Source organism: Rhodococcus sp. B10 (genome assembly GCF_011770055.1).
GTDB lineage: Bacteria > Actinomycetota > Actinomycetes > Mycobacteriales > Mycobacteriaceae > Rhodococcoides > Rhodococcoides kyotonensis_B.
In genome coordinates, this window is record NZ_JAAFYV010000024.1 from 17,176 (window position 1) to 39,382 (window position 22,207).

General features: G+C 64.5%; 18 protein-coding genes. 6 read left to right on the forward strand and 12 right to left on the reverse strand.

Features of this window, described 5'->3' with window-relative positions; translation table 11 throughout:
• Nucleotides 1-99: 99 nt before the first annotated feature.
• From ctaD to RhoFasB10_RS26405, 3 genes are all read left to right on the forward strand, one after another.
• Nucleotides 100-1,887: a cytochrome c oxidase subunit I gene (ctaD, locus tag RhoFasB10_RS16600; protein ID WP_167677417.1), complete on the forward strand. Its 1,788-nt coding sequence runs from the start codon at nucleotides 100-102 to the stop codon at nucleotides 1,885-1,887.
• 81 nt (nucleotides 1,888-1,968) lie between these two features.
• Nucleotides 1,969-2,376 (forward strand): hypothetical protein, encoded by a 408-nt coding sequence (locus RhoFasB10_RS26400; RefSeq protein ID WP_240931165.1) that lies wholly within the window; start codon nucleotides 1,969-1,971, stop codon nucleotides 2,374-2,376.
• Complete coding sequence (locus tag RhoFasB10_RS26405) at nucleotides 2,325-2,918, forward strand: HAMP domain-containing protein (protein WP_346764412.1); 594 nt, start codon at nucleotides 2,325-2,327, stop codon at nucleotides 2,916-2,918. The genes RhoFasB10_RS26400 and RhoFasB10_RS26405 overlap by 52 nt, the downstream gene beginning before the upstream one ends.
• Here the strand turns inward: RhoFasB10_RS26405 and RhoFasB10_RS16610 are convergent.
• The 6 genes from RhoFasB10_RS16610 to RhoFasB10_RS16635 all read right to left on the reverse strand — a co-directional run bounded on the left by RhoFasB10_RS16610 (nucleotide 2,904) and on the right by RhoFasB10_RS16635 (nucleotide 10,559).
• Nucleotides 2,904-3,416, reverse strand: a complete 513-nt coding sequence (locus RhoFasB10_RS16610) for a metallophosphoesterase (protein WP_167677419.1) — start codon at nucleotides 3,414-3,416, stop codon at nucleotides 2,904-2,906. The two genes, RhoFasB10_RS26405 and RhoFasB10_RS16610, sit on opposite strands and share 15 nt — an antisense overlap.
• A 17-nt stretch (nucleotides 3,417-3,433) precedes the next feature.
• Nucleotides 3,434-4,192, reverse strand: a complete 759-nt coding sequence (locus RhoFasB10_RS16615) for an ATP-binding cassette domain-containing protein (protein ID WP_068432112.1) — start codon at nucleotides 4,190-4,192, stop codon at nucleotides 3,434-3,436.
• Nucleotides 4,189-5,205: an iron chelate uptake ABC transporter family permease subunit gene (locus RhoFasB10_RS16620; RefSeq protein WP_167677420.1), complete on the reverse strand. Its 1,017-nt coding sequence runs from the start codon at nucleotides 5,203-5,205 to the stop codon at nucleotides 4,189-4,191. The genes RhoFasB10_RS16615 and RhoFasB10_RS16620 overlap by 4 nt, the downstream gene beginning before the upstream one ends.
• Nucleotides 5,192-6,163, reverse strand: coding sequence for an iron chelate uptake ABC transporter family permease subunit (locus tag RhoFasB10_RS16625; RefSeq protein WP_068432117.1), 972 nt, complete (start codon nucleotides 6,161-6,163; stop codon nucleotides 5,192-5,194). Before RhoFasB10_RS16625 ends, RhoFasB10_RS16620 begins: the two co-directional genes overlap by 14 nt.
• A 58-nt stretch (nucleotides 6,164-6,221) precedes the next feature.
• Nucleotides 6,222-7,178 (reverse strand): ABC transporter substrate-binding protein, encoded by a 957-nt coding sequence (locus RhoFasB10_RS16630; RefSeq protein WP_254303672.1) that lies wholly within the window; start codon nucleotides 7,176-7,178, stop codon nucleotides 6,222-6,224.
• Nucleotides 7,179-7,274: 96 nt separating this feature from the next.
• Nucleotides 7,275-10,559, reverse strand: coding sequence for an error-prone DNA polymerase (locus RhoFasB10_RS16635; RefSeq protein WP_167677422.1), 3,285 nt, complete (start codon nucleotides 10,557-10,559; stop codon nucleotides 7,275-7,277).
• 140 nt (nucleotides 10,560-10,699) lie between these two features.
• On the opposite strand from RhoFasB10_RS16635, the gene RhoFasB10_RS16640 reads away from it, so the two are divergent.
• Together RhoFasB10_RS16640 and RhoFasB10_RS16645 are read left to right on the forward strand one after the other, a co-directional pair.
• On the forward strand, nucleotides 10,700-12,832 hold the full coding sequence (locus RhoFasB10_RS16640; protein ID WP_167677424.1) for an MMPL family transporter: 2,133 nt from the start codon (nucleotides 10,700-10,702) through the stop codon (nucleotides 12,830-12,832).
• Nucleotides 12,833-13,030: 198 nt separating this feature from the next.
• Nucleotides 13,031-15,031 (forward strand): SDR family oxidoreductase, encoded by a 2,001-nt coding sequence (locus RhoFasB10_RS16645; protein ID WP_167677426.1) that lies wholly within the window; start codon nucleotides 13,031-13,033, stop codon nucleotides 15,029-15,031.
• A gap of 6 nt (nucleotides 15,032-15,037) precedes the next feature.
• Here RhoFasB10_RS16645 and RhoFasB10_RS16650 read toward each other — a convergent pair whose 3' ends face one another.
• Genes RhoFasB10_RS16650 through RhoFasB10_RS16665 form a run of 4 tightly spaced genes read right to left on the reverse strand, consistent with a single transcriptional unit; the run spans nucleotide 15,038 to nucleotide 18,763 of the window.
• On the reverse strand, nucleotides 15,038-15,547 hold the full coding sequence (locus RhoFasB10_RS16650; RefSeq protein WP_167677428.1) for a hypothetical protein: 510 nt from the start codon (nucleotides 15,545-15,547) through the stop codon (nucleotides 15,038-15,040).
• Between the two features lie 24 nt (nucleotides 15,548-15,571).
• Nucleotides 15,572-16,309, reverse strand: a complete 738-nt coding sequence (locus RhoFasB10_RS16655; RefSeq protein ID WP_240931178.1) for an alpha/beta hydrolase — start codon at nucleotides 16,307-16,309, stop codon at nucleotides 15,572-15,574.
• 43 nt (nucleotides 16,310-16,352) lie between these two features.
• Nucleotides 16,353-17,906, reverse strand: coding sequence for a DNA polymerase Y family protein (locus tag RhoFasB10_RS16660; protein WP_068432135.1), 1,554 nt, complete (start codon nucleotides 17,904-17,906; stop codon nucleotides 16,353-16,355).
• Complete coding sequence (locus RhoFasB10_RS16665; protein WP_157105443.1) at nucleotides 17,903-18,763, reverse strand: hypothetical protein; 861 nt, start codon at nucleotides 18,761-18,763, stop codon at nucleotides 17,903-17,905. The genes RhoFasB10_RS16660 and RhoFasB10_RS16665 overlap by 4 nt, the downstream gene beginning before the upstream one ends.
• 211 nt (nucleotides 18,764-18,974) lie before the next feature.
• On the opposite strand from RhoFasB10_RS16665, the gene RhoFasB10_RS16670 reads away from it, so the two are divergent.
• Complete coding sequence (locus RhoFasB10_RS16670) at nucleotides 18,975-20,192, forward strand: serine/threonine-protein kinase (RefSeq protein ID WP_068432138.1); 1,218 nt, start codon at nucleotides 18,975-18,977, stop codon at nucleotides 20,190-20,192.
• Nucleotides 20,193-20,216: 24 nt separating this feature from the next.
• Here the strand turns inward: RhoFasB10_RS16670 and RhoFasB10_RS16675 are convergent, their stop codons facing one another.
• Together RhoFasB10_RS16675 and RhoFasB10_RS16680 are read right to left on the reverse strand one after the other, a co-directional pair.
• Complete coding sequence (locus RhoFasB10_RS16675) at nucleotides 20,217-20,864, reverse strand: response regulator transcription factor (RefSeq protein ID WP_068432141.1); 648 nt, start codon at nucleotides 20,862-20,864, stop codon at nucleotides 20,217-20,219.
• Nucleotides 20,861-22,207, reverse strand: a complete 1,347-nt coding sequence (locus RhoFasB10_RS16680; protein ID WP_157105444.1) for an ATP-binding protein — start codon at nucleotides 22,205-22,207, stop codon at nucleotides 20,861-20,863. The genes RhoFasB10_RS16675 and RhoFasB10_RS16680 overlap by 4 nt, the downstream gene beginning before the upstream one ends.

Genomic DNA, 22,207 nt, shown 5'->3' on the forward strand with positions numbered 1-22,207 from the left:
ACCGCCTTCGGTGACGGGATTCGCTGTTTCTACGACCTTGGGTAGTACCTGAGGCCACGCCGGTTTAGGATTGACGCACTCGCGTCGTCAGGAGGATCAGTGACTGCCCTAGCGCCTAGGCCGACTCCCGCTGTGGAAGCGGCACGGCCGTTTCCGCCGCGGATGGGACCGAAGGGTTCTTTCATTCACAAGGCGGTGACGACGACTGATCCCAAGGTGTTGGGGATCATGTACATCGCGACGTCGATCGCGTTCTTCTTGGTCGGCGGGTTGATGGCGTTGTTGATGCGCGCCGAGTTGGCTGTGCCGGGGATGCAGTTCCTGTCGAACGAGCAGTACAACCAGTTGTTCACCATGCACGGCACGATCATGTTGCTGTTGTATGCGACGCCGATCGTGTTCGGGTTCGCTAATTACATTCTGCCGTTGCAGATCGGCGCCCCGGATGTGGCGTTCCCGCGGTTGAACGCGTTCTCGTATTGGTTGTATCTGTTCGGTGCGTTGATCACCACGGCCGGGTTCATCACCCCCGGTGGCGCGGCGGACTTCGGCTGGACCGCGTACACCCCGCTCACGTCGGCGTTGCATTCGCCGGGTGTGGGTGCGGATCTGTGGATCATGGGTCTGGCGGTTGCTGGTCTGGGCACCATTTTGGGTGGCGTCAACATGATCACCACGGTGATCTGTCTACGCGCGCCGGGAATGACGATGTTCCGGATGCCGATCTTCACCTGGAACATTCTGGTCACCTCGATCCTGATCCTGCTGGCATTCCCGTTGTTGACCGCGGCATTGTTGGGTCTGGCGGCGGATCGGCATCTGGGTGCGCATCTGTTCGACCCGGCCACCGGTGGGGTGTTGTTGTGGCAGCACTTGTTCTGGTTCTTCGGTCACCCCGAGGTGTACATCATCGCGTTGCCGTTCTTCGGGATCGTCTCCGAGATTTTCCCGGTGTTCTCGCGTAAGCCGATGTTCGGGTACACCACGTTGATCTACGCGACGATCGCGATCGCTGCGTTGTCGATCGCGGTGTGGGCGCACCACATGTATGCCACCGGAGCGGTGTTGTTGCCGTTCTTCTCGTTCATGACGTTCCTGATCGCGGTGCCGACGGGTGTGAAGATCTTCAACTGGATCGGCACCATGTGGCGGGGGCAGGTGACGTTGGAGACGCCGATGTTGTTCTCCATCGGCTTTCTGATCACCTTCTTGTTCGGTGGCTTGTCGGGTGTGCTGCTCGCGTCGCCGCCGATCGATTTCCATGTCACCGACACCTACTTCGTGATCGCGCATTTCCATTACGTGGTGTTCGGCACGGTCGTGTTCGCCACCTACGCCGGGATCTACTTCTGGTTCCCGAAGATGACCGGCCGGATGATGGACGAACGTCTCGGCAAGTGGCATTTCTGGTTGACGTTCCTCGGGTTCCACGGCACGTTCCTGGTCCAGCACTGGCTCGGGAACGAGGGCATGCCCCGCCGGTACGCGGACTACCTGTCCTCGGACGGGTTCACCACCTTGAACATCATTTCCACGGTCGGTGCGTTCGTGCTCGGTGCGTCGACGCTGCCGTTCGTGTGGAACGTGTTCAAGTCCTACCGGTACGGCGAAGTCGTCACCGTCGACGACCCGTGGGGCTACGGCAACTCGCTGGAATGGGCCACCTCCTGCCCGCCGCCGCGTCACAACTTCACCGAGCTGCCCCGTATCCGTTCCGAGCGTCCCGCGTTCGAGCTGCACTACCCACACATGGTCGAACGCATGCGCTCCGAAGCCCACGTCGGACCCGGCAGCCACGGCGGACACACCACCGAGGTACTCGAACAGTCCCGCCGTGCGCCGCTGAGCACCAGCGACCACGAACACTCCGGCGACCCCGACGCGTAGTTCGCAGCTCTCTCAGATCGTTCTCAGCAGCGAAAGCAATACTCGACCGATGTTCGACTCCCCCGCGCCGAGGCTGTCGGCATGCCGATAGCCCGACGCGGGCGGTCGCCGCATTTCTCTCTGCACAGTCGGATTCGCCTGCTGATCATGAGCGTGGCCGCGTTGGCGGTCGCAGTCAGCGCGCTCGCGATCTATGCCGTCACCGAACAAGCCCTGCGCGCTCAGGTCGCCGATCGGGTCAGTCGCAACGCGGACGCGTTGATCGCCAGTGCAACATCGGGCGTGACGGCGACGCTGTTCGGTTTCGGCGTCGGTAGTTCCGATGGACCGGCGATCAAGGTTGCCCTCGTCTCCGTGGACGGCGAACTGATCACCTTCACCGCCGAGTCCCGTCCGTTCACCGGAACGAACGGTGTCCTCGACCACCCGAACAAGCGGTGGCCGACGGCAATGCCGAGACGTCGCTCCGCGAAGTGCGCGGCTACATGATCTCCGCGAAACGCACGGTGTCGGGGGAGACCGTGATGGTGGCCGAATCTCTGGACACCAACGCGCCCTTACTGGGCAAGCTGACGCTCGCACTCGTGATGATCGGCGCATTCCTCGTCGCGCTCGCCGGCATCGCGGGCGCGGCCGTCGCGCGCACGGGTCTGCGTCCGGTCAAACGACTGCGCAACGCAACCGAACGCATCGCCCGAACCGGCTCGCTGGAGCCGATCGCAGTGACGGGCGACGACGAACTCGCCTCGCTCGCCACGAGTTTCAACGAGATGCTGCTCGCGCTCGACAAATCGGGTGCCCGGCAGAACAAATTGATCACCGACGCGGCCGAAGAGCTGATGGAACCACTGAACACTCTGCGGTCCAGGATCGACATCCTGATGTCCGTCGACACACAGAACCCTCCCCTCACCCCGGCCGAACACGACGAACTGCGCGCCGGAGTCATGGCCGAGATGGACGTCATCATCCGACTCGTCCAGGAACTCGTCGACCAGGCCCGAGAGGTTCCCGAGTCAACGAGTGCGTGACTCCTTCTCGACCCGGTGAACGTCGACGTCGCCGAGAACGCCGTCGGTGATCGTCGCCGTCATATAGGTGCAGTGGGGCTGACGACGACGGTCGGTCGGCGAGCCTGGATTGAGCAAACGCAGACCGGTATCCGCCACCGTGTCCCACGGAATGTGGCTGTGCCCGAACACGAGTACATCGGTATCCGGATACAGCGCAGCCATTCGTTTCTCGCGTCCCGCTGCCGCACCGGTCTCGTGGACGACGGTCAACCGAAGCCCGTCGAGTGTCACGTCGGCCCGCTCGGGCATGACGGCCCGCAAGTCGTCACCGTCGTTGTTTCCCCAACATGCGATCAGTCGCTTCGATCGGGCGGAGAGATCGTCGAACAATCCGATTTCGACCCAGTCACCTGCGTGGATGACGACATCGGCGTCGTCGACGGCTGCCCACACCTGCTCGGGCAACGCCCGGGCTCGCTTGGGAACGTGCGTGTCGGCCAACAGAAGTAACTTCACGACGACCAGTGTGCCCGTCAGCGCGCGTAGACCGCAGTTCTGTTGCCGTCGATCGTGTGCACGCGGACCGACGTGTCGAAGACGTCACTCAGAATGTGATCCTGCATCATCTCGTCCGAGGTACCGCCCGTCACGATGATTCCGTCACGCAGTGCAATGATGCGATCGGAATAGGCCGCAGCGAAGTTGATGTCGTGGACGATGAGCACGATGGTCTTGCCGAGTTCGTCCGCTGCTCTGCGCAGCTGCTTCATCATCAGGACCGAGTGCTTCATGTCGAGGTTGTTCAGCGGCTCGTCGAGCAGCACGTAATCGGTGTCCTGCGCCAGCACCATCGCGACGAATGCTCGCTGACGCTGACCTCCGGACAGCTGGTCCAGAAACCGGTGTGCCAATCCGTCCAGTTCGAGGAACGCGAGCGCCCTGTCGACATGTTCGGTGTCGGCTGGGCCGAGCCTCCCCTTCGAGTGCGGGAACCGACCGAATCCGACGAGTTCACGCACCGTCAGACGCGCGGTGATGTGGTTGTCCTGCCGCAGGATCGACAGGTGCCTGGCCAGATCCGCCGATCTGGTCGTTCGAATGTCCATGCCTCCGACCGTGACCGTCCCCGATGTGGGGTCGAGCAGCCGACCGATGACTGTGAGCAACGTGGACTTGCCCGCGCCGTTGGGGCCGATCAGCGATGTGATGCCCCCTTTCGCGATGGTGCCGGTGACGGGCCCCAGCACACGGTGGTCCTGATACGACATGGCAACGTCGACGAATTCGATCACAGCTTGCCCTTACGAAGTATGACGGCGAGAAACAGTGCGCCGCCGACGAATTCGATGATGACCGTCAGGAATCCACCGGCGTAGAAGATATGTTGCATGACGAATTGGCCCAGCACGAGCGTCAGCAAGCCGAGCAGGAAGGCCATCGGCATGACATACACGTGCTTGTAGCTACCGGCGAACTGATACGCCAGCGTTGCGACGACGAAGCCGTAGAACGTCATCGGGCCCACCAACGCCGTCGAGAATGCGACCATCACCGCGATCAGAATCAGCATCAGCGTCAGTTCGCGTTTGTGCGAAACCCCGATGCCCATCGCCGCTTCCCGGCCCAACAGCAACGCGTCGAGATGATGTCTGCGCTTCCACAGAATCAGACCGATCACGATGCAGACGCCGAAGGCCAGCGGAAGGTAGTCCCCCTTGACCGCGCTCAGCCGACCGAACAGCTTGACCGACAACATGTCGTACTCGGTCGGAGACAGCAGACGCTGGAGGAACGTCGAAATGCTGTCGAACGCAAGGCCGATGACGACCCCCACGAGCAGCATCAGGAACAGGCTCCCGAGTTTGCCCGAGAACATCCAGCGGTACAAGATCGTCGCGAAGACGACCATGAGCGCCGTCTGGGCAAGAAGTTTCGGAATGCCCTCGGTGTTCGCTATGACCGTGCCGCCGAAGACGAACACCATCAGCGTCTGCATCAGCGTGTACATCGAATCGAAGCCGATGATCGACGGCGTCAGAATTCGGTTGTCGGTCACCGTGTGAAAAACCACGGTGCCGACTCCCTGCGTGAACGCGGCAATCACCATGGCGCCCAACATGTTCAACCGTCGTGGAAACGCGAATGCGAAGGACCCACGGACGAACAGAAAGAGAAAGCAAGCGATAAGGGCGACCAGAACCACCGACACCAGCACGAGCCGGACACCGGGACTGAGGTACGGGCGCGGTATTCGCCGTCGCACCGGCGCGCGACGCGACGCGACGTGAGATTCAAGCACTGACATAGCGACGCTGCCTCACTATCAACAGAACGAACACGACCGCACCGACGACACCCAGAATCACCGAGGCCGGAATCTCCATGGGCGCGACGACGATTCGTCCGACGATGTCGCACGCCAACAGCAAACCGGCCCCGATGAAGGCAACCCACGGCAGATTCTTGTGCACGTCGTCGCCGAGGATCATGGACACGAGATTCGGCACGATCAATCCGAGGAACGGTATGAAACCGACGACGACGCTCGTGACGCCCGTGGCGACGGCGACCATCGTGACGCCGACGAACACGATCTGTTCGTAGCGTAGACCCACCGACGTCGCGAGGTCCTTGCCCAGACCGGCGACCGTGAACCTGTTGGCCAGCACGTACGCCAGGACTGCGATGACCAGGACAGCCCATAGTGGTTCGTAGAAACCGCGCACGACACTGCTGAATCCGCCGGACCGCCATGCGGACATCGATTGCAGCAGATCGAAGGTTCCCGCAAGGAACGTCGTCACGGCGCCGACGACGGCCCCGAGCATGATTCCGACGAGGGGAACGACCAACGACGACCGTACCGATACCTGACGAAGCACGCCGACGAAGATCATCGTGCCGACGAATGCGAAGCCCGTGGCAACGATCATCTTGACCATCGGGGTAGCGCCCGGCAGCACGATGAACGTGAACAGTACTCCGAGTCCGGCCCATTGAGCCGTGCCTGCCGTGGTCGGTTCGACGAACTTGTTCTGCGTGATCATCTGCATGATCACGCCGGAGATGCTCATCGCCATCGCCGCGAAGATCAGTGCGAGAGTACGGGGTACACGCGATATGAGGAACATGTTGCGCGCCTCGGGATCGTCGAGCAACGTCCGAAGGGTGATGTCGTAGCCGCCGACGAACAGCGAGAGGACGGCGAGACCGAGAACGGTCACGACGATCGCGGTGAGAAGCAGTGTTCGATGCTTGGTCATGGAGATACCCGTGTGCCGCGGCTTTCGACGGAAAGCCGCGGCACAGCCGGCCGACGAATCAGGCGGCGTTCGCGAACGCGGTCGAGATTCCCTCGAACGCCTCGGTGTACGCCTGGATGCCCTCGCGGGTGTAGAAGTACGGGTCGAGGTAGATGATCTGATCCTGCGTCGTGAACGTGGTGTTCGCGAAGGCCTCCTGTGCTGCGAACACAGCCCCAGCCGGGGACGCACCCTCTTCGCCTGCGGCGGCGTCGCGGTCGAGCACGATGACCCAGTCGGGGTTGGCCTGCGCGATGGTCTCCGGCGCCAGACCCGAATCCCCGTGCACGTCACCGGCTTCTCCGGCGAAGACGTCTCGCAGGTTCAGCGGCTCGAGAAGACGGCCGATGCGCTGGGCACCATTGTCGATCTTGCCGCCGTTGACGTTGGCGAGGAACACAGTCTGCCCGGTGGTCTGGGCGGCAGCGTCGGCCTCGGCTGCGTCGAGGGCCGCGATGATGTCGGCGGCCTGATCCTCCTTGCCGAAGATGGTGCCGAGCTTCTCGGTCTGCGCCTTCAGCGACTCGACGTAGTTCTCGTCGGTCGGCGAGATGTCGATCGTCGGGGCGATTTGGCTGAGCTCGTCGGTGTACTCCTGGAAGCGGTAGCCGCCGATGATCAGGTCGGGTTCGGCTTCGCTGACGACCTCCAGGTTGGGCTCGCGGTGCGTACCGACGTCGAGAATGGCGTCGTTCGAGATCCACTCCTCGAAGCCCTCGTCCGGCATCAACGGCTTGGGGAGCGCGACCGGCTCGATCCCGAACGCCTGCAGCGTTTCGAACGACGTGTTGTCGAGCGCGGCCACACGCACTGGGTTGGCCGGAATCTCGACAGGACCGTTGGCGGTCTCGACGCTGACCGTGTCCGAGGACGAAGCGCTGTCGGCGTCGGTCGACGATTCGCTGCACGCCGACAGAACGAGCATCGACGCAGCGGCGCCGGCCATGAGCAGCATCGACGTACGAGAGATCTTCACGCGTTTCCTCACCAAGGTTTGTTTACGAAGTCTTTAGTCGACGAGAAAAGTAATGGTTTAGGTGAGGCTATGCAAATCATAACGGGGTGACGCCGATCACTGAAAATCTCTGGACTTGGAACGGACACGGAGGTCCATCAGCTGCAGATGATCGGCCACGACGGTGACTGCGCCCTCGGCGTTCTGGACCTTGCCGCGCACGAGCAGAGCCGGTGCCGTGAGGGCCAGTTTGCGGAACTTGGCCCACAGTCCCACCGAGCAGACGACGTTGACCATGCCCGTCTCGTCCTCGATGTTGAGGAACGTGACACCCCCTGCCGTCGCCGGCCGCTGACGATGCGTCACCGCGCCGCCGACGAGAACACGATCTCCGTCGGGCACCTGCAGCAATCCGTTGGCCGGGACGACACCCATGTCGTCGAGTTTCTCCCGGAAGAACTGTGTCGGGTAGGAATCGGGCGAGACACCGGTCGCCCAGACGTCGGCCGACGCGATGTCCAGGTCGCTCATGCCCGGAAGCATCGGTGCCCGCGTCGACGCGCCGAGACCCGGTAGCAGATGCGACCTTTCCCCCGCGGCCGCACCCGCCGCCCACAGAGCCTCTCTTCTGGTGATGCCGAAACATCCGAGAGCGCCTGCAGTGGCAAGAGATTCGGCTTGCGACGTCGACAGTTCCACTCGTCCGGTCAGATCGAGGAACGACGCGAACGGGCCGTGCAGGACGCGAGATTCGACGATGCGTTCGGCGAGGTCCTGCCCGATGTGCCTCACGTCGGCGAGGCCCATTCGGATTTCGAGGCCGGAGCCGGTGAGATCGGCGTACCACGAACTGGCGTTGACGTCGGGACCGTGCACCTGGACTCCGTGACGACGCGCATCGGCAACGAGGGACTGCGGCGAATAGAAGCCCATCGGCTGCGCGCGGAGCAGACCCGCGCAGAACGCCGCGGGATGATGCAGCTTGAACCACGACGAGTAGAACACCAGCGACGCGAAACTCTGCGAATGACTTTCGGGGAAACCGAAATTGGCGAATGCGGCAAGCTTCTCGTAGATCCGGTCCGCGACGTCGCCGGTGATACCGTGCAGGTTCTGCATGCCGTCGTAGAACCGATCACGCAGCTGGTTCATCTTCTCCGGAGACCGTTTGGACCCCATGGCACGACGCAACTGATCCGCCTCGGCAGGACTGAATCCTGCGACGTCGATGGCCATCTGCATCAATTGTTCCTGGAACAGCGGCACCCCGAGAGTGCGTTCGAGCGCCTTCTTGAGCGACGGGTGATCGAACGTGACGGGTTCGAGTCCGTTGCGGCGCTTGATGTACGGGTGCACCGAACCACCCTGGATGGGGCCGGGCCTGATCAGCGCGACCTCGACCACGAGGTCGTAGAACTCGGACGGCTTCAGCCTGGGCAGCGTCGCCATCTGCGCGCGGGATTCGACCTGGAACACACCGACCGAATCCGCGCGTTGCAGCATGTCGTAGACAGCCTTCTCGCTCAGATCGATGTCGGCGAGATCGACATGGAGGTCCTTGTGCTCGGCCACGAGGTCGATCATGTAGTGCAACGCCGACAGCATGCCGAGCCCCAGCATGTCGAACTTGACCAATCCGACTGCGGCACAGTCGTCCTTGTCCCACTGCAGCACACTGCGATCGGCCATGGTCGCCCATTCCACCGGACACACGTCGGCGATGGGGCGATCACAGATGACCATGCCGCCCGAGTGAATTCCGAGATGCCGCGGAAACCCCTCGATCTGTTGCGCCAACTCGAGGACGGACGCAGGAATCTCACTGTCCTCCTGATCCCCCACCTTGGACCATCGGGTGACCTGCTTGCTCCAGGCATCCTGTTGTCCTTGCGAAAACCCCAACGCGCGAGCCATGTCTCGCACCGAGGACTTTCCTCGATAGGTGATCACATTGGCGACCTGCGCCGCGTACGTGCGGCCGTACTTCTCGTAGACGTGCTGAATGGCCTCCTCACGCCGGTCCGATTCGATGTCGATGTCGATGTCGGGCGGGCCGTCCCGTTCCGGTGCGAGAAAACGTTCGAACAGCAGCTTGTTCGCCACCGGATCCACGTTGGTGATGCCGATGGCGTAACACACCGCAGAGTTTGCCGCGGAACCTCTTCCCTGACACAGGATGTCGTGTGTCTTGCAGAAGTCGACGATGTCGTGCACGACAAGGAAGTAGCCGGGAAACTGCAGCCGTTCGATGATGTCGAGTTCGTACTCGATCTGCGCGTAGGCGGACGGATGCTGTTGCCGCGTACCGTACCTGCGGGCAGCGCCGTCGAACGACAGTGCCCGTAGATAGCTGATTTCGGTATGCCCCGGTGGCACGTCGAACGGCGGGAGCTTCGGCGCGATCAGACGAAGATCGAACACACACTCGCGCCCGAGTTCGACCGCGCCACGCACGGCGCCGGGGTGATGCGCGAACAACCGTGCCATCTCCGCCCCGGATCGCAGATGCGTGCCCCCGGTCGGAGCGAGCCACCCGGACGCATCGTCGAGACTGCTGCGGGCGCGAACCGCGGCCATCGCCATCGCGAGTCGGCCGCTGTCGGGTGTCGCATAGTGAGCAGCCGTCGTCGCGACGATCGGGAGCTCGTATCCACGTGCCAGTTGTGCGAGGGCGTCGTTGCGCTCGTCGTCCTCCGCAATGCCGTGATGGGTGAGCTCGACACTGACACGGTCCGCACCGAACCGGTCGACGAGGTCGGCCAACGCCGCGTCGGCTGCCGACAGGCCCCCGGTATCCAGGGCTCGTCGAACATGACCCTTGCGGCACCCGGTGAGAATCTGCCAATGCCCGCCCGCGGCGTCGGACAAGCCGTCGATGTCGTACTGCGGTTTGCCTTTGACGCCACCGCGCAGATGCGCCGCCGCGATCTCGCGCGACAGCCGTCGATACCCTTCCTGTCCCCTGGCCAGGACCAACAGATGGGAACCGTCCGGATCCAGCTCTCCCGCGCGAGACCGCGCCGTGCCCAGGGACAGCTCGGCCCCGAAGATCGTCCCGATACCGAGCGCTTTGGCTGCCCCGGCGAAACGCACCACACCGTAGAAACCGTCGTGATCGGTGATCGCGATGGCCTCCAGGCCCAGCCGCACCGCCTCTTCGACCATCACCTCCGGCTGGCTCGCGCCGTCGAGGAAACTGAAAGCAGAGTGAGCGTGCAGTTCCGCGTACGCCGTCGTCGACACCGCCGGACGTGTCACCTCGTTCTCGTATGCTTCGCGTTTACGCGACCACGCCGGACTGTCGCCGCCGTCGCCGACGACCTCGGGCACCGGCCGCGCCGGGCGGCCCGACAGCACACGTTCCATCTCCGACCACGTGGGTGGGCCGTCGTTCCAACCCATGTGCACCTCCGGTCAGTGTTCGAACGTATGTTCCCATTACACCTCGAGCCACCGACACGAATCAATCGTCGGCTCGCGACACCGATAGGCTCGCCCGGAACACATGCGCGGCCCCCTTCGATCAGATCCGGAGATCTCGAGTGACACGTTGGGCTTCATTCGTCGTGGCCAGGAAGCGATGGGTGCTCACCATCGCCGTCGTCCTCGTCGCACTCGGTGGCATCTGGGGACTCGGGGTGTTCGGCAAGCTCAGCGAAGGCGGCTTCATCGATCCCGGTAGCGAAGCAGCCCAGGTGAGCTCGCTCGTCTCGGGACTCGGACAACAGACACCCGACATCGTGGCCATCTACACCCCGCCCGAGGGCAAGACCATCGACGACATCGGCCCCGAGGTCGAGGCCGTGTTGAACGACTTCCAGAGCAAGTACACCGTTCAGAACGTCACGTCGTACTGGACGGCGGAGAACCCGGCAGCCAAAGAGCTTCTGGTCTCGAACGACGGAACGAAGGCACTCGCCACCGTCACGCTCGGCTCGAACTCGGGTGTCACGTTCTCGACGTTCGGTCAGCTTCCGCCGCAGCTCGAAGTGCCAGGGGTGACCTCGCAGTTCGCCGGGGGTTCGGTCGTCGGCGTCTCGTTCAGCACGACGCTGCAGAGCGATCTGGTTCGCTCCGAGGCCATCGCAATCCCGATCACGCTCGTCCTGCTGATCGTGATCTTCGGCGGTGTCGTCGCCGCGGCGGTCCCGGTGTTCGTCGGCATTCTCAGCGTCGTCACCGCTCTGACGATTCTGCACGTGCTGACGACGATCACCGAGGTGAGCTCGTTCTCGATCAACGTCGCATCGCTGCTCGGTCTCGGTCTCGCCATCGACTACGGCCTGTTCATCGTCAGCAGATTTCGAGAAGAGATGCGCGACGGCAAGACCCCGGCCGACGCGACCGTGCGCACCGTTCTGACCGCGGGACGAACGATCGTCTTCTCCGGTCTGCTCCTGATCTGCGCGTTCGCAGGCATGCTGGTGTTCCCGCAACCGGTCGTCAAATCGCTCGGCTTCGGCGCGATGGCCGCCGTCGCGGGCGCCGCAGTTCTGTCGCTGACGGCCGTGCCCGCCCTGCTCGCGATCCTCGGGCCGCGAATCAACTCGTTGACGTGGAGCAAGACCGCCTCCGATCGGGGCGACGCACGCGCACAGAAGTTCTGGGGAGGCGTCGTCACCCGGGTGATGCGCAAGCCCGGCATCGTCGCGACCGTCATCGTCGCCGGACTGCTCGTGTTGTCCGCGCCGATCCTGAAGGTGACGCTCGGCGAGGTCGACTACACCGCGCTGCCCGAACACGACCCGGCACGCGTCGCCGTCGAAACCCTCAGCAGCGAGTTCCCGTCCACCGGCGAAGGCGCCGTCGTCGTCCTTCGTGGCACCGACGGCACGAAACCGCAGGGCTCACCGATCGCCGAGGTCACCCGCGAAGCCGGTGAGGTCGACGGTATCGGCAACGTCCAGTTCCGTGGATCGACCGACGACGTCGTCGTTCTCCAGGCAACGTACAGCGAACCGGCGGACGGACGGACCGAAGCCGAATCGCAGAGCGCTGCAGTGCAAGGACTGCGCGACATCACACCGCCGGAGGGCACCGAGATCCTGGTCGGCGGCAACAGGGCCTTGACCGACGACGGGAACGCCGCGATCGCGACGTGGTTACCCGCGATGATCGCGATCATGGTGATCTCCACCCTGATCCTGTTGTTCCTCGCCTTCGGCTCGATCGTGCTGCCGATCAAGGCCGTGCTCATGGCCGGACTCAGCCTCGGCGCGACGTTCGGAGTGCTGACCTGGGTGTTCCAGGAAGGACATGGTGCCGAAGTACTCGGGGTGACGCCCGCACCGCTCGAAGCGACCTTCGTCGTCCTCATCCTCGCCGTCGTGTTCGGTCTCTCCACCGACTACGAGGTGTTCCTGATGTCGCGGATGGTCGAAGCACGAGCAGCAGGTGCGACGACCGAGGAAGCCGTCGTCCTCGGCGCCCAACGCACTGGACGCATCGTCACCGCGGCCGCTCTGATTCTCATCGTCGTGACCGGAGCGTTCACGATCTCCGAACTGTCGATCATGCGATTCCTCGGCCTCGGCATGATCGTCGCGCTGATCGTCGACGCCACCATCATCCGCATGCTCCTCGTGCCGTCCCTCGTCAAGCTCATGGGCGAGGCCAACTGGTGGGCGCCTGCGTGGATGAAGAAGGTGCACGACAAGGTGGGGATCGGGCACTGAGCCGCCCCATCACGGACCGAATGTCACACGCGGTCACGTGGAGTGAGCACGGGGCGCCCTCGCCCCGTCCCGGCCGCGCGGCGGGTCGGAGCGAGGGCGTCCCTCGGTCACTTCACGTAACCGAGGGTGACATTCGGTCACTCGGGGCGGGACGAACCGAACTGGCCACAGAACTTACTTCGGAGTAAGTTGACGCCCATGGCGAACTACATCGTTACCGGCGGTACGGGATTCCTCGGGCAGAACGTGCTGCCACTGCTGCTTGAACGTGACCCGTCGGCGCAGATTCATGTACTCGTTCGCCAGCAGTCCCTCGCGAAGCTCGAGCAGCAGATCGCCGCACTCGACGGCAAGGACCGCATCCACCCACTGGTCGGCGACCTCACCGAGCCCGCACTCGGCCTGCAGACCACACCTGCGAACATCGACCACATCGTGCATCTCGGGGCGATCTACGACATGACCGCCGGCGACGAACAGGCCGCCACCAATGTCGACGGCACCCGTTCGGTCGTGGAACTCGCGGTACGCACCGGCGCCCGGCTTCACCACATGTCGTCGATCGCCGTCGCGGGCGATTACACGGGCACGTTCACCGAGGACGACTTCGACAAAGGACAGGGCTTCCCGACGGCGTATCACCGCACGAAGTTCGAATCGGAAGCGCTCGTTCGCGAATCGGCGACGGACTGGCGCGTCTACCGTCCGTCGGCGGTCGTCGGACGCTCGGACACCGGCGCCATCGACAAGGTCGACGGCCCCTACTTCTTCTTCCCCCTGTTCGCCGAACTGGCGAAGCTTCCCGACGCGTTGCCGGTCACCGTTCCGGACATCGGCGCCACGAATCTGGTGCCGGTCGATTACGTCGCGTCGGCGATCGTCGAGCTGATTCATCGCAACCCGTTGGGACAGAGGGTCTTTCATCTGGTGAACCCCGATCCCCAGTCGATGGTCGAGGTCTACCGTGCATTCGGCCGTGCCGCGGGATCGAAGGCGAAGGTCGTCGGACTACCGGGTCTCGTCGCTGCACCTGTCGTGTCCCCGCGGTTCGACGTCGTGAAGACCGGCCGTGACGCGCTCGTGTCCCGACTCGGCGTGCCGCCGGTGATGCTGGACCATCTGACACTGCCGACGACATTCGATTCGTCGGCGACACGAAACACACTGCGCGACAGTGGCATTACTCCACCTCCCCTGGCCGAGTACGCCAACGTACTGTGGACCTACTGGCAGAAAAATCTCGACCCGAACCGGGCTCGTCGTCAGGATTCGCGCGGACCGCTGGTCGGACGCCACATCGTCATCACCGGCGGCTCGTCGGGTATCGGTCGGGCAAGTGCGGAAGCTGCAGCCCGCAAGGGTGCGACGGTCATCCTGCTCGCCCGGGGAGCCGAGCAGTTGGCATCGGTCGTGGAGGACATTCGCGGACAGGGCGGTGACGCCTACGGCTATCCGTGTGACGTCACCGATTCGGAATCGGTCGACCAGACCGTCAAAGCCATTCTGAGCGAACACGATCACGTCGACATGCTCGTCAACAACGCGGGCCGGTCGATCCGTCGCTCGCTGTACCGCTCGACCGATCGGCTGCACGATTTCGAGCGGACCATGGCCGTCAACTACTTCGGCGCGGTTCGGCTCGTGCTTGCACTGCTTCCCCAGATGCGCGAGCGTCGCTTCGGTCACGTCGTCAACATCAGTAGCGCTGCGGTGCAAGGACATACGCCGAGGTTTGCCGCCTACGTCGCCAGCAAAGCCGCTCTCGACGGGTTCGCCGATGTCGCCGCAGCCGAAACGCTCTCGGACGGCATCACGTTCACGACGATCCACATGCCTCTCGTCGCAACGCCGATGATCGCGCCGACCGGGGACAAAAACGTCGGCCCGGTCGTGTCACCGGAGAAGGCTGCAGCCATGGTGATTCGAGCGCTCGTCGACAGACCGAAGCGCATCGACACCCCGCTCGGAACACTGGGGCAGTTCAGCAGCATCTTCGTTCCGAAGCGCAAGGACCGGACGATGCATCAGTTCTACCGTCGATACCCCGACTCCGCCGCGGCGAAGGGCGAGACGACCGAGATCCCGCCGACGCTCGCCGGCTACGAGCAACGCGCGCAGTACGATTCGTCCACCGCAGCCGCGCAGGTGGCGAAACTGGCCCGTCGGCTCGGACGTCTGGTGCCCGGCGCGAACTGGTGAGTGCGCTCAGCGTCGGAGCGCGCGCGACCACACTCCGGTGAACCCAGCGCTCAGGTAGGCCAAGCATCCGAGCGCCAGAACCCATTTGCTCACGCTCACCACGGTCGTCGCGCGAACGACCTTGTCGGTGATGTGCTCGGGGTGATCGAGCAGATGCAGTCCGACGACGTTCTCGATGTAGTCACCGGCAGCGGAGATCACCGGCGCCGTCGCGAGAATCCGCGCGGTCCGCGGATCGAGTTCGGTGAGCTCACCGAGTCGTGCGGCGCCGGCGCGCAGCGCCAGTGCGTAGAGCGCCGGATGCAGCATGTCCGGGTAGTAGTGACTACGGAAACGGGCGGTCATGGTCGTGTCCATGGAGTCGAGAATCTGCCGATAACGATCGGCCGACCAGGCCGTCTGAACCTCCAGAACGTGCGGCCCCGCCGGACCGAGCAACCTCACGATGTTCGCCTGCGATGCAGCGAACACGGCCGACCAGCCGATGAGTCGCACATCTCGTCTCCCCAGTCCCATACGCAGATCGTAAAGGGTCGTGTGTCAGTTCCGATGTCGCATCAGAAATGGCATCACAGCTGCTTCGAACTCGGCGTACTTGTCGCGGTGGATGCTGTGTCCCGTCCTGAACGACACGACCGAACAGTCCGGAATCTCGCCGGCCAACAGATCGAGACGCGTGTCGTCCATCATTCCGCCTGGGCCTCCGCGTAGCACCAGCGTCGCCGCGGTGATGTCGGCCAGCTTCTTCCACCATTCGGAGTTGGGGCGACGAAACTGCGCGAGTGCCGGTCCGGTCATCGACCGGTCGAACACGAAGACGGCACGGGGATGGCGAAGGATACTTGTTGCCGCATGCCAGAGTTCGGTGATCGACGGAAGGCGGCCGGTGAGTGTCGGCTCGGCGTCGCCCTGCCGAATGGGAATCGGCATCTCCTCGATGACCAACGACCGAACCGAGCTCGGACGCTCCTGCGCGACCAGCGTCACTGCGTATCCGCCGAGCGAATGTCCCACCAGATCCACCTCGGTCAACCCCAGATGATCAAGGACGGCGACGATGTCGCGACCGAACGCCGCGAACGAATAGTCGTCGGTGTGGGAACTGCGGCCGTGGCCACGCAGATCGACGGTGACGACGCGTCGCCCGGCGGCGACCAGCGCCGTCGCGAATCGATCCCATGTGCCGCTGTCACCGCCCATTCCGTGCACCAGCACGACCGGGATGGGCTCGGTGCCGCCGAAGTCTCGGTAGGCGATGTCGACTCCCCCCACATCCAGATGGGCGACGCGCACTCTGTCGGGCTTCAGACCGATCTCCTCCTCATTCGTAGATTCCCTCGACGTGCCATCCTTCCGAGTCGTACGCCAACAGAAGTACCCGGTTCTCGTCGATGTGCACTTGGACCCGCGCGCCGCGGTGACCGACTGCAGGATCCCACCACCGTTCGTCGACCGACCACGGCCCGGCCCATCCCGTCACCGCCCACTTCTTGCTCCCCCATCGCAGGACTGCGGGCGCACGGTCGAAGTCGCCTCGTTCCGAGGTGTGCACCGACGATCCGAGTGCATCTTCGAGCAACACCTCGGGACGTGACTCCATCACCGCCGCGGGCGCCGGCTGCGGCAGCTTCCCCGGCCACGGCGCCGACGGATCGCGCAGCGGAACGAGCTCGTCGCCCAACGAGCGAAGCGTCACCTGTTCGACGGGACCACGCCCACCGCTGAGCACACCGATCTTCACCGCGTCACCGCCGAGAAGTCCTTGCACCCGCACCAGAGCGCGACGCGCCCGTTCGTCCTCGTCGCCGACGCTTCCCCACAACCCCAACTGGAGTTCGCCTGCCGCGACGACCTCGACGGGTTCGAGCCGAAGCGTCGTGATGCCCGCGGTCGGCTTGTTCTCACTGCGCCCGGTGAGCCATCCGTCGAGCTGCCACCGCACGCGATCGGCCGTGCCCTCGGGGGTCAACGGCTCGGCACAACGCCAGATGCGCGACAGGTTCTCGCCGTTCCCGGTCGATGCATGAACGAGCAACCGCGTACAGGCAACCCCGGCCGCCGCCAGCTTGGTGTGCAGCTTCATGGCCATGCCTCGACCGGCGAACGCTGCGGCGTCGACGCGGTCGATCGGCGGATCACACGAGTGCTCCACGTTCAGGTCCGGCGGCAGCGCACGAGCGGACGGCGGACGTTCCGGTTCGCCTCGGGCACTGCGATGCGCCAACACGGCATCGGTCCCGAACCGGGACGCGACGTCACCGGGCGTGAGTGCGGCGAACGCCCCGATCGTGCGGAGGCCGAGGCGTCGCAGCAGATCGATCAACTCACCTCGCTCCTGCGCGGCGAGACTCGGCTCTGCGGCGAGTTCGGCGACCGGCAGCGCGGACAGGAACTGCGCACCCCCACCGCGCGGAACGACAGCCGCGTGACGTGCAGCGATGACGGCCGTCGTCAATTCGTCGGCAATGCCGATCTGGCACTCCACCCCGGCGCTCGACGCCTGGTCGATGAGCCGTTCGGCGGCAGCGTGTTCCGAGCCGAAGTACCGACTCACTCCGCGAGCACCGAGTATCAGCAACCCGGGACGCAGAATTTCCACACCGGGTGCGACGGCGTCGATGGCAGCCGCGACAGGTTCGAACAGACGCCCGTCGCGATCCGGATCCGCCGTCGCGACGTGGACGTCGGGGCACCGCGCCTGAGCCTCCCGTTTGCGCAGTCCCCGGCGAACGCCCTCGGTGCGGGCCGTCGCCGAACACGCGATCACCCGGTTGGCCGACGTGACCGCCACCGGATGCGTCGCGGGAAGATCCGCGACGGCGGCAGCGGCCACCGCAGGCCAGTCCGGACACCACAGCGCAAGAACGCGGCTCATGCCAGTACCGCGAGATCGTCGGCATCCGAATCCACTGCCGCACGACGAATCTCAGGTGCGACGGTCCACTGCACCCGCCCCTGCTCGGACCGGAGATCGACACGCGTGGTGCGCGGACGCATCGCCTTGCCCTGCGCCCGCACTTCCAACTGCAGGGTGCGCAGCCGTCCACGTCCCGATCGCGCGCCGGTGCCGACGCCGCCGTAACTCCGCACGACCGCGTCGAGACGCAGTTCGATGCCGTCCCACTGCCCGTCCGTCACCAGCAGCGTCGCCCCTTTGCTTCGGGCGCGCGCCACGACGGCACGGGCACGTGACGGCGGCACCGACCGCCCACCGAGACCGAGTACGACGAGGTCGAGCCCGTCGAGCAGGATCGCGGCCACCTCGACCGGGTCCTCGCCCGGATCGGGAACGACGGCCAGCCGATGCAGCTCGGCACCCATCTCGGCAGCCGCGAGCAGACCGAACCGTGGCTGGCCGATCACCGCGACGTGCTTGCCCGACGCAGTGACCGCAGCCACCATGCCGAGCAGCAACGAACCGGCTCCCGACACCGCGGCCACCGACCCCTGCACCAAACCGCCGTGCGGAAGGATCGACGCGAGAGCATCGGGTACGGCCAGCACCGGCTTGCGAGGAACTTCCGGCTGCGATGGGTGTCGATGTCGGACCATGGGTGCAGGATGGGATCCGTCACTCCGAGATGCGGGAGCCGAAATCTGGACCGGGTCCGCGCGCGTCTCACCACGCGCAGGGACCGACGCCATGCGTCGTCTCAGGTACTCGACTCGCTCCGGCAACGACATGTCTGCCAGAGCTGGGTCACCAGCTGGATCACCGGCAGGAACGGACATGCTTCACTCCCCGAAAATAGACGAACCCACGACACTCGAGCCGGTTCGAAAGGCACGGGGAAGTCTTGCCTTTCGAACAGACTTTCGAACTGCTATCCAGTAAAGCCGGTGCATCGCCACTCGTCAAGACGGCCCCGTATCCGCAGGTAGAGGCGTCGATACGACCCGCCGAGACACCTCGTCGGCACAGAGTGCAGCAGTCAACTAACCTATGGTCGTGACAGAGCAGAAGCGCGCCGCCCGGGTCGTGGGACCCGACTATCTCCTCGCCGGTCGATACCGTCTCGCCTACAAACTCGGCGGTGGTGGAATGGGTGCGGTGTGGCTCGCGCAGGACACACTCATGGGCCGCAAGGTCGCCGTCAAACAGGTCACGTCGACCGTCGGACTGAGCGACAAAGCCGCACGCGAGATCCGCAACCGCGCGATGCGTGAGGGCCGCATCGCCGCACGCCTGTCGAGTGCACATGCCATCGCGATGCACGACGTCGCGATCGAGGACGGCGAACCGTGGCTCGTCATGGAGTACATGCCGTCACGCAGCCTCGCGCAGGCGCTCAACACCGTCGATACGCTGCCGCCGTACGAGGTCGCGCAGATCGGCGCGCAGATCGCCGACGCCCTGACCGAGGCACACGAGGCAGGCATCGTGCACCGCGACATCAAGCCGGGCAACATTCTGATCGCCGATCGCGGGCGCGAACTCGGCGTCGTCAAGATCAGCGACTTCGGTATCTCCCGCGCGAAGGGCGACGTCGAGGAATCCGACTCCTCCGTCATCACCGGAACGCCCGCGTACTTCGCCCCCGAGGTCGCACGCGGACAGGATCCGACGGAGGCCAGCGACGTCTTCTCGCTCGGCGCGACGCTGTACACCGCCATCGAGGGCAAGCCTCCGTTCGACATCGATCAGGATTCCATCGCGTTGCTCCACCGCGTCGCGAAGGGGCAGATCATTCCGCCCACGAAGTCGGGCGATCTGACGAATGCGTTGCTGCACATGCTCGAACCGGATCCGGCTCGGCGCCCGACGATGGCGCAGGCGCGTGACGAGATCATCGTCGCGGCGATCAGCAGCCGGGGAAGTATCGCCCAGATGCGGGGCGTGCCACTGACTTCGGCCGACGGCACCGTGCCGCGGTGGGCACACCGGTCGACGCCTGTCGCCGACACGCGTCGTGCATCGCGCGAATTCGGAAGCACCATCGCAGGATTGCCCGCGGTGCGCTCGGACGGTCTCACCGACTCGCCCAAACCCTATGCGCCGCCGCCCTTCGACCCGCCCAAGAAGAAGAATCCTCTCGATCTCGTCCTCGACTGGATCGACGACGTCGTCGGTGACAAGACCGACATCGAACCGGGAATCATCCTCGCCGGCGCCGTCGCCCTGGTCGTCGTGATCCTCGTTCTGCTCGTCGTTCTGCTGTGATCACGCCCGTCGAGGGCACTCCGGTCAGTCGATGCGACGCTTGTGCGCCCACCGGGTGAGCGCATTTCGGTTGGACTGCTGAGTCTTTCGCAGCACGTTCGACGCGTGGGTCTCGACGGTCTTGACCGAGATGAAGAGATCCTCGGCGATTTCGCGATAGGTGTATCCGCGCGCGAGCAGCCGTAGGACCTCGAGTTCGCGAGGCGTCAGCGAATCGAGTTCGGGGTCGAGCGGAGGTTCGGGTGCAGCGGACTTGCCCGTGAACGAATCCAGCACGAACCCGGCGAGGCGAGGCGAGAACACCGCATCTCCCCCGGCGACGCGTCGGACACCGTCGGCGAGTTCGGAACCGGAGATCGTCTTGGTGACGTAGCCTCGCGCACCCGCTCGAATGACGGCGATGACGTCCTCCGCGGCGTCGGACACCGACAACGCCAGGCACACCGGGCCGTCCGAGATGCGACCCAACACCGCGACGCCCCCACCGTCGGGCATATGCACGTCGAGCAGCACGACATCCGGCTTGGTCGACTCGATCCCGGCTACCGCGTCGGCGACGCCACCTGCCTCACCGACGACCTCGATGTCGGTCTCCCGACCCAATTCCGCGCGTACACCCGAACGAAAAACTGCGTGGTCGTCGACGAGAAAGACACGAAAAGGGTCGGTCACCTGTGCTGCTCCTGCGGTCGAGGTTCTGTCGTCTCGGTTCGATTGTGCTTGGAAGTGTCCTTGCTCGCAGAATCCCGGCCACTACCGCCCCGTGGCATCATGATTCGAACTTCGGTGCCCTTGCCGACGCCGGAGCGCACCGACACCTCTCCTCCTCGCCGTTCGATCCTGCCGCGAATCGATTTGGCGAGGCCGCGGCGATCCTCGGGCACCTGGGACTCGTCGAACCCTGTACCGCGGTCGCGGACGAACACGGTGACCTTGTCGTCCTCGGTCTCGGCGAACAGGTCGACGTTGGTCTCACCCGAATGCTTGGCTGCATTGACGAGCGCCTCACGGGTGGCACCGAGTACCGCGGTGAAGGTCTCGCGCGTCAGACCCGCGCTCGAATCGTCCAGCGCCAACTGCACGTCACCGACGGTGATGGGGCGCACGGTGATGCCGTGCTGGTCCTCGACCTCACCCGAGATGGTCTTCAGTGCTTCGGCAAGCGACGAGTGATCGGGATCGCCGTCCTCGAACAGCCACTTGCGCAGTTCACGTTCCTGGCTGCGCGCCAACCGCATGACCTCACCGGGCTGATCCGACTGCTTCTGAATCAACGCCAGTGTCTGCAGAACCGAGTCGTGCAGATGCGATGCGATCTCCTCGCGCTCGTCGTTGCGGATACGCGCGGAACGTTCGGCGTTCAACGCGCGCCACATGCGCAACCACACGGGAACCGTTAACAATGCGGCGCCCACCAACGTGACGATGACCGCCAGCAGCGACGAGCGCAACGACGCAAGATCCACCCTGGCCAGCACGACGACGCCGAGCCCCAACACGATGAGCGTCGCCCCGCCGACGACGCGTGCCCACCCGAGCACCGTCGGCTTCTTCGCCAGGCCGAGAACAGAACGCGGTCCGTCCGAGTCGAACTCACGCCAGACCAGTGCCGCTCCGACGACCACGACGACGATCGGTACCAATGCCGACGCTGCCGTGCCGTCGAGCAACCAGGCCACCGCTGCCGCCAGTCCGAGACCGACGGCCGCGAGACCGAGTGCCCGTTGACGCTCGACGCTGGTCGGCCGATCGACGTCGTCTCCCGCGGGGCTGAAGATCCACAGCAGTCCGTACGCGAAGATTCCCGCGCCTGCCATGATGGCCAGCAGCACGAACGCGACACGCACCTTGAAGACGTCGACGCCCAGATGGTCGGACAGCCCACCCGCGACTCCACCCACGATGCGTCCACCACCACGCCGGTGGAACGTGGCGGGTTCGTAGCCTCCGGGGGCGGCCGGCTGGTCGACAGGGTGCACTGTTCGATCCTGGCACGAATCGGACACCGTTCGCAT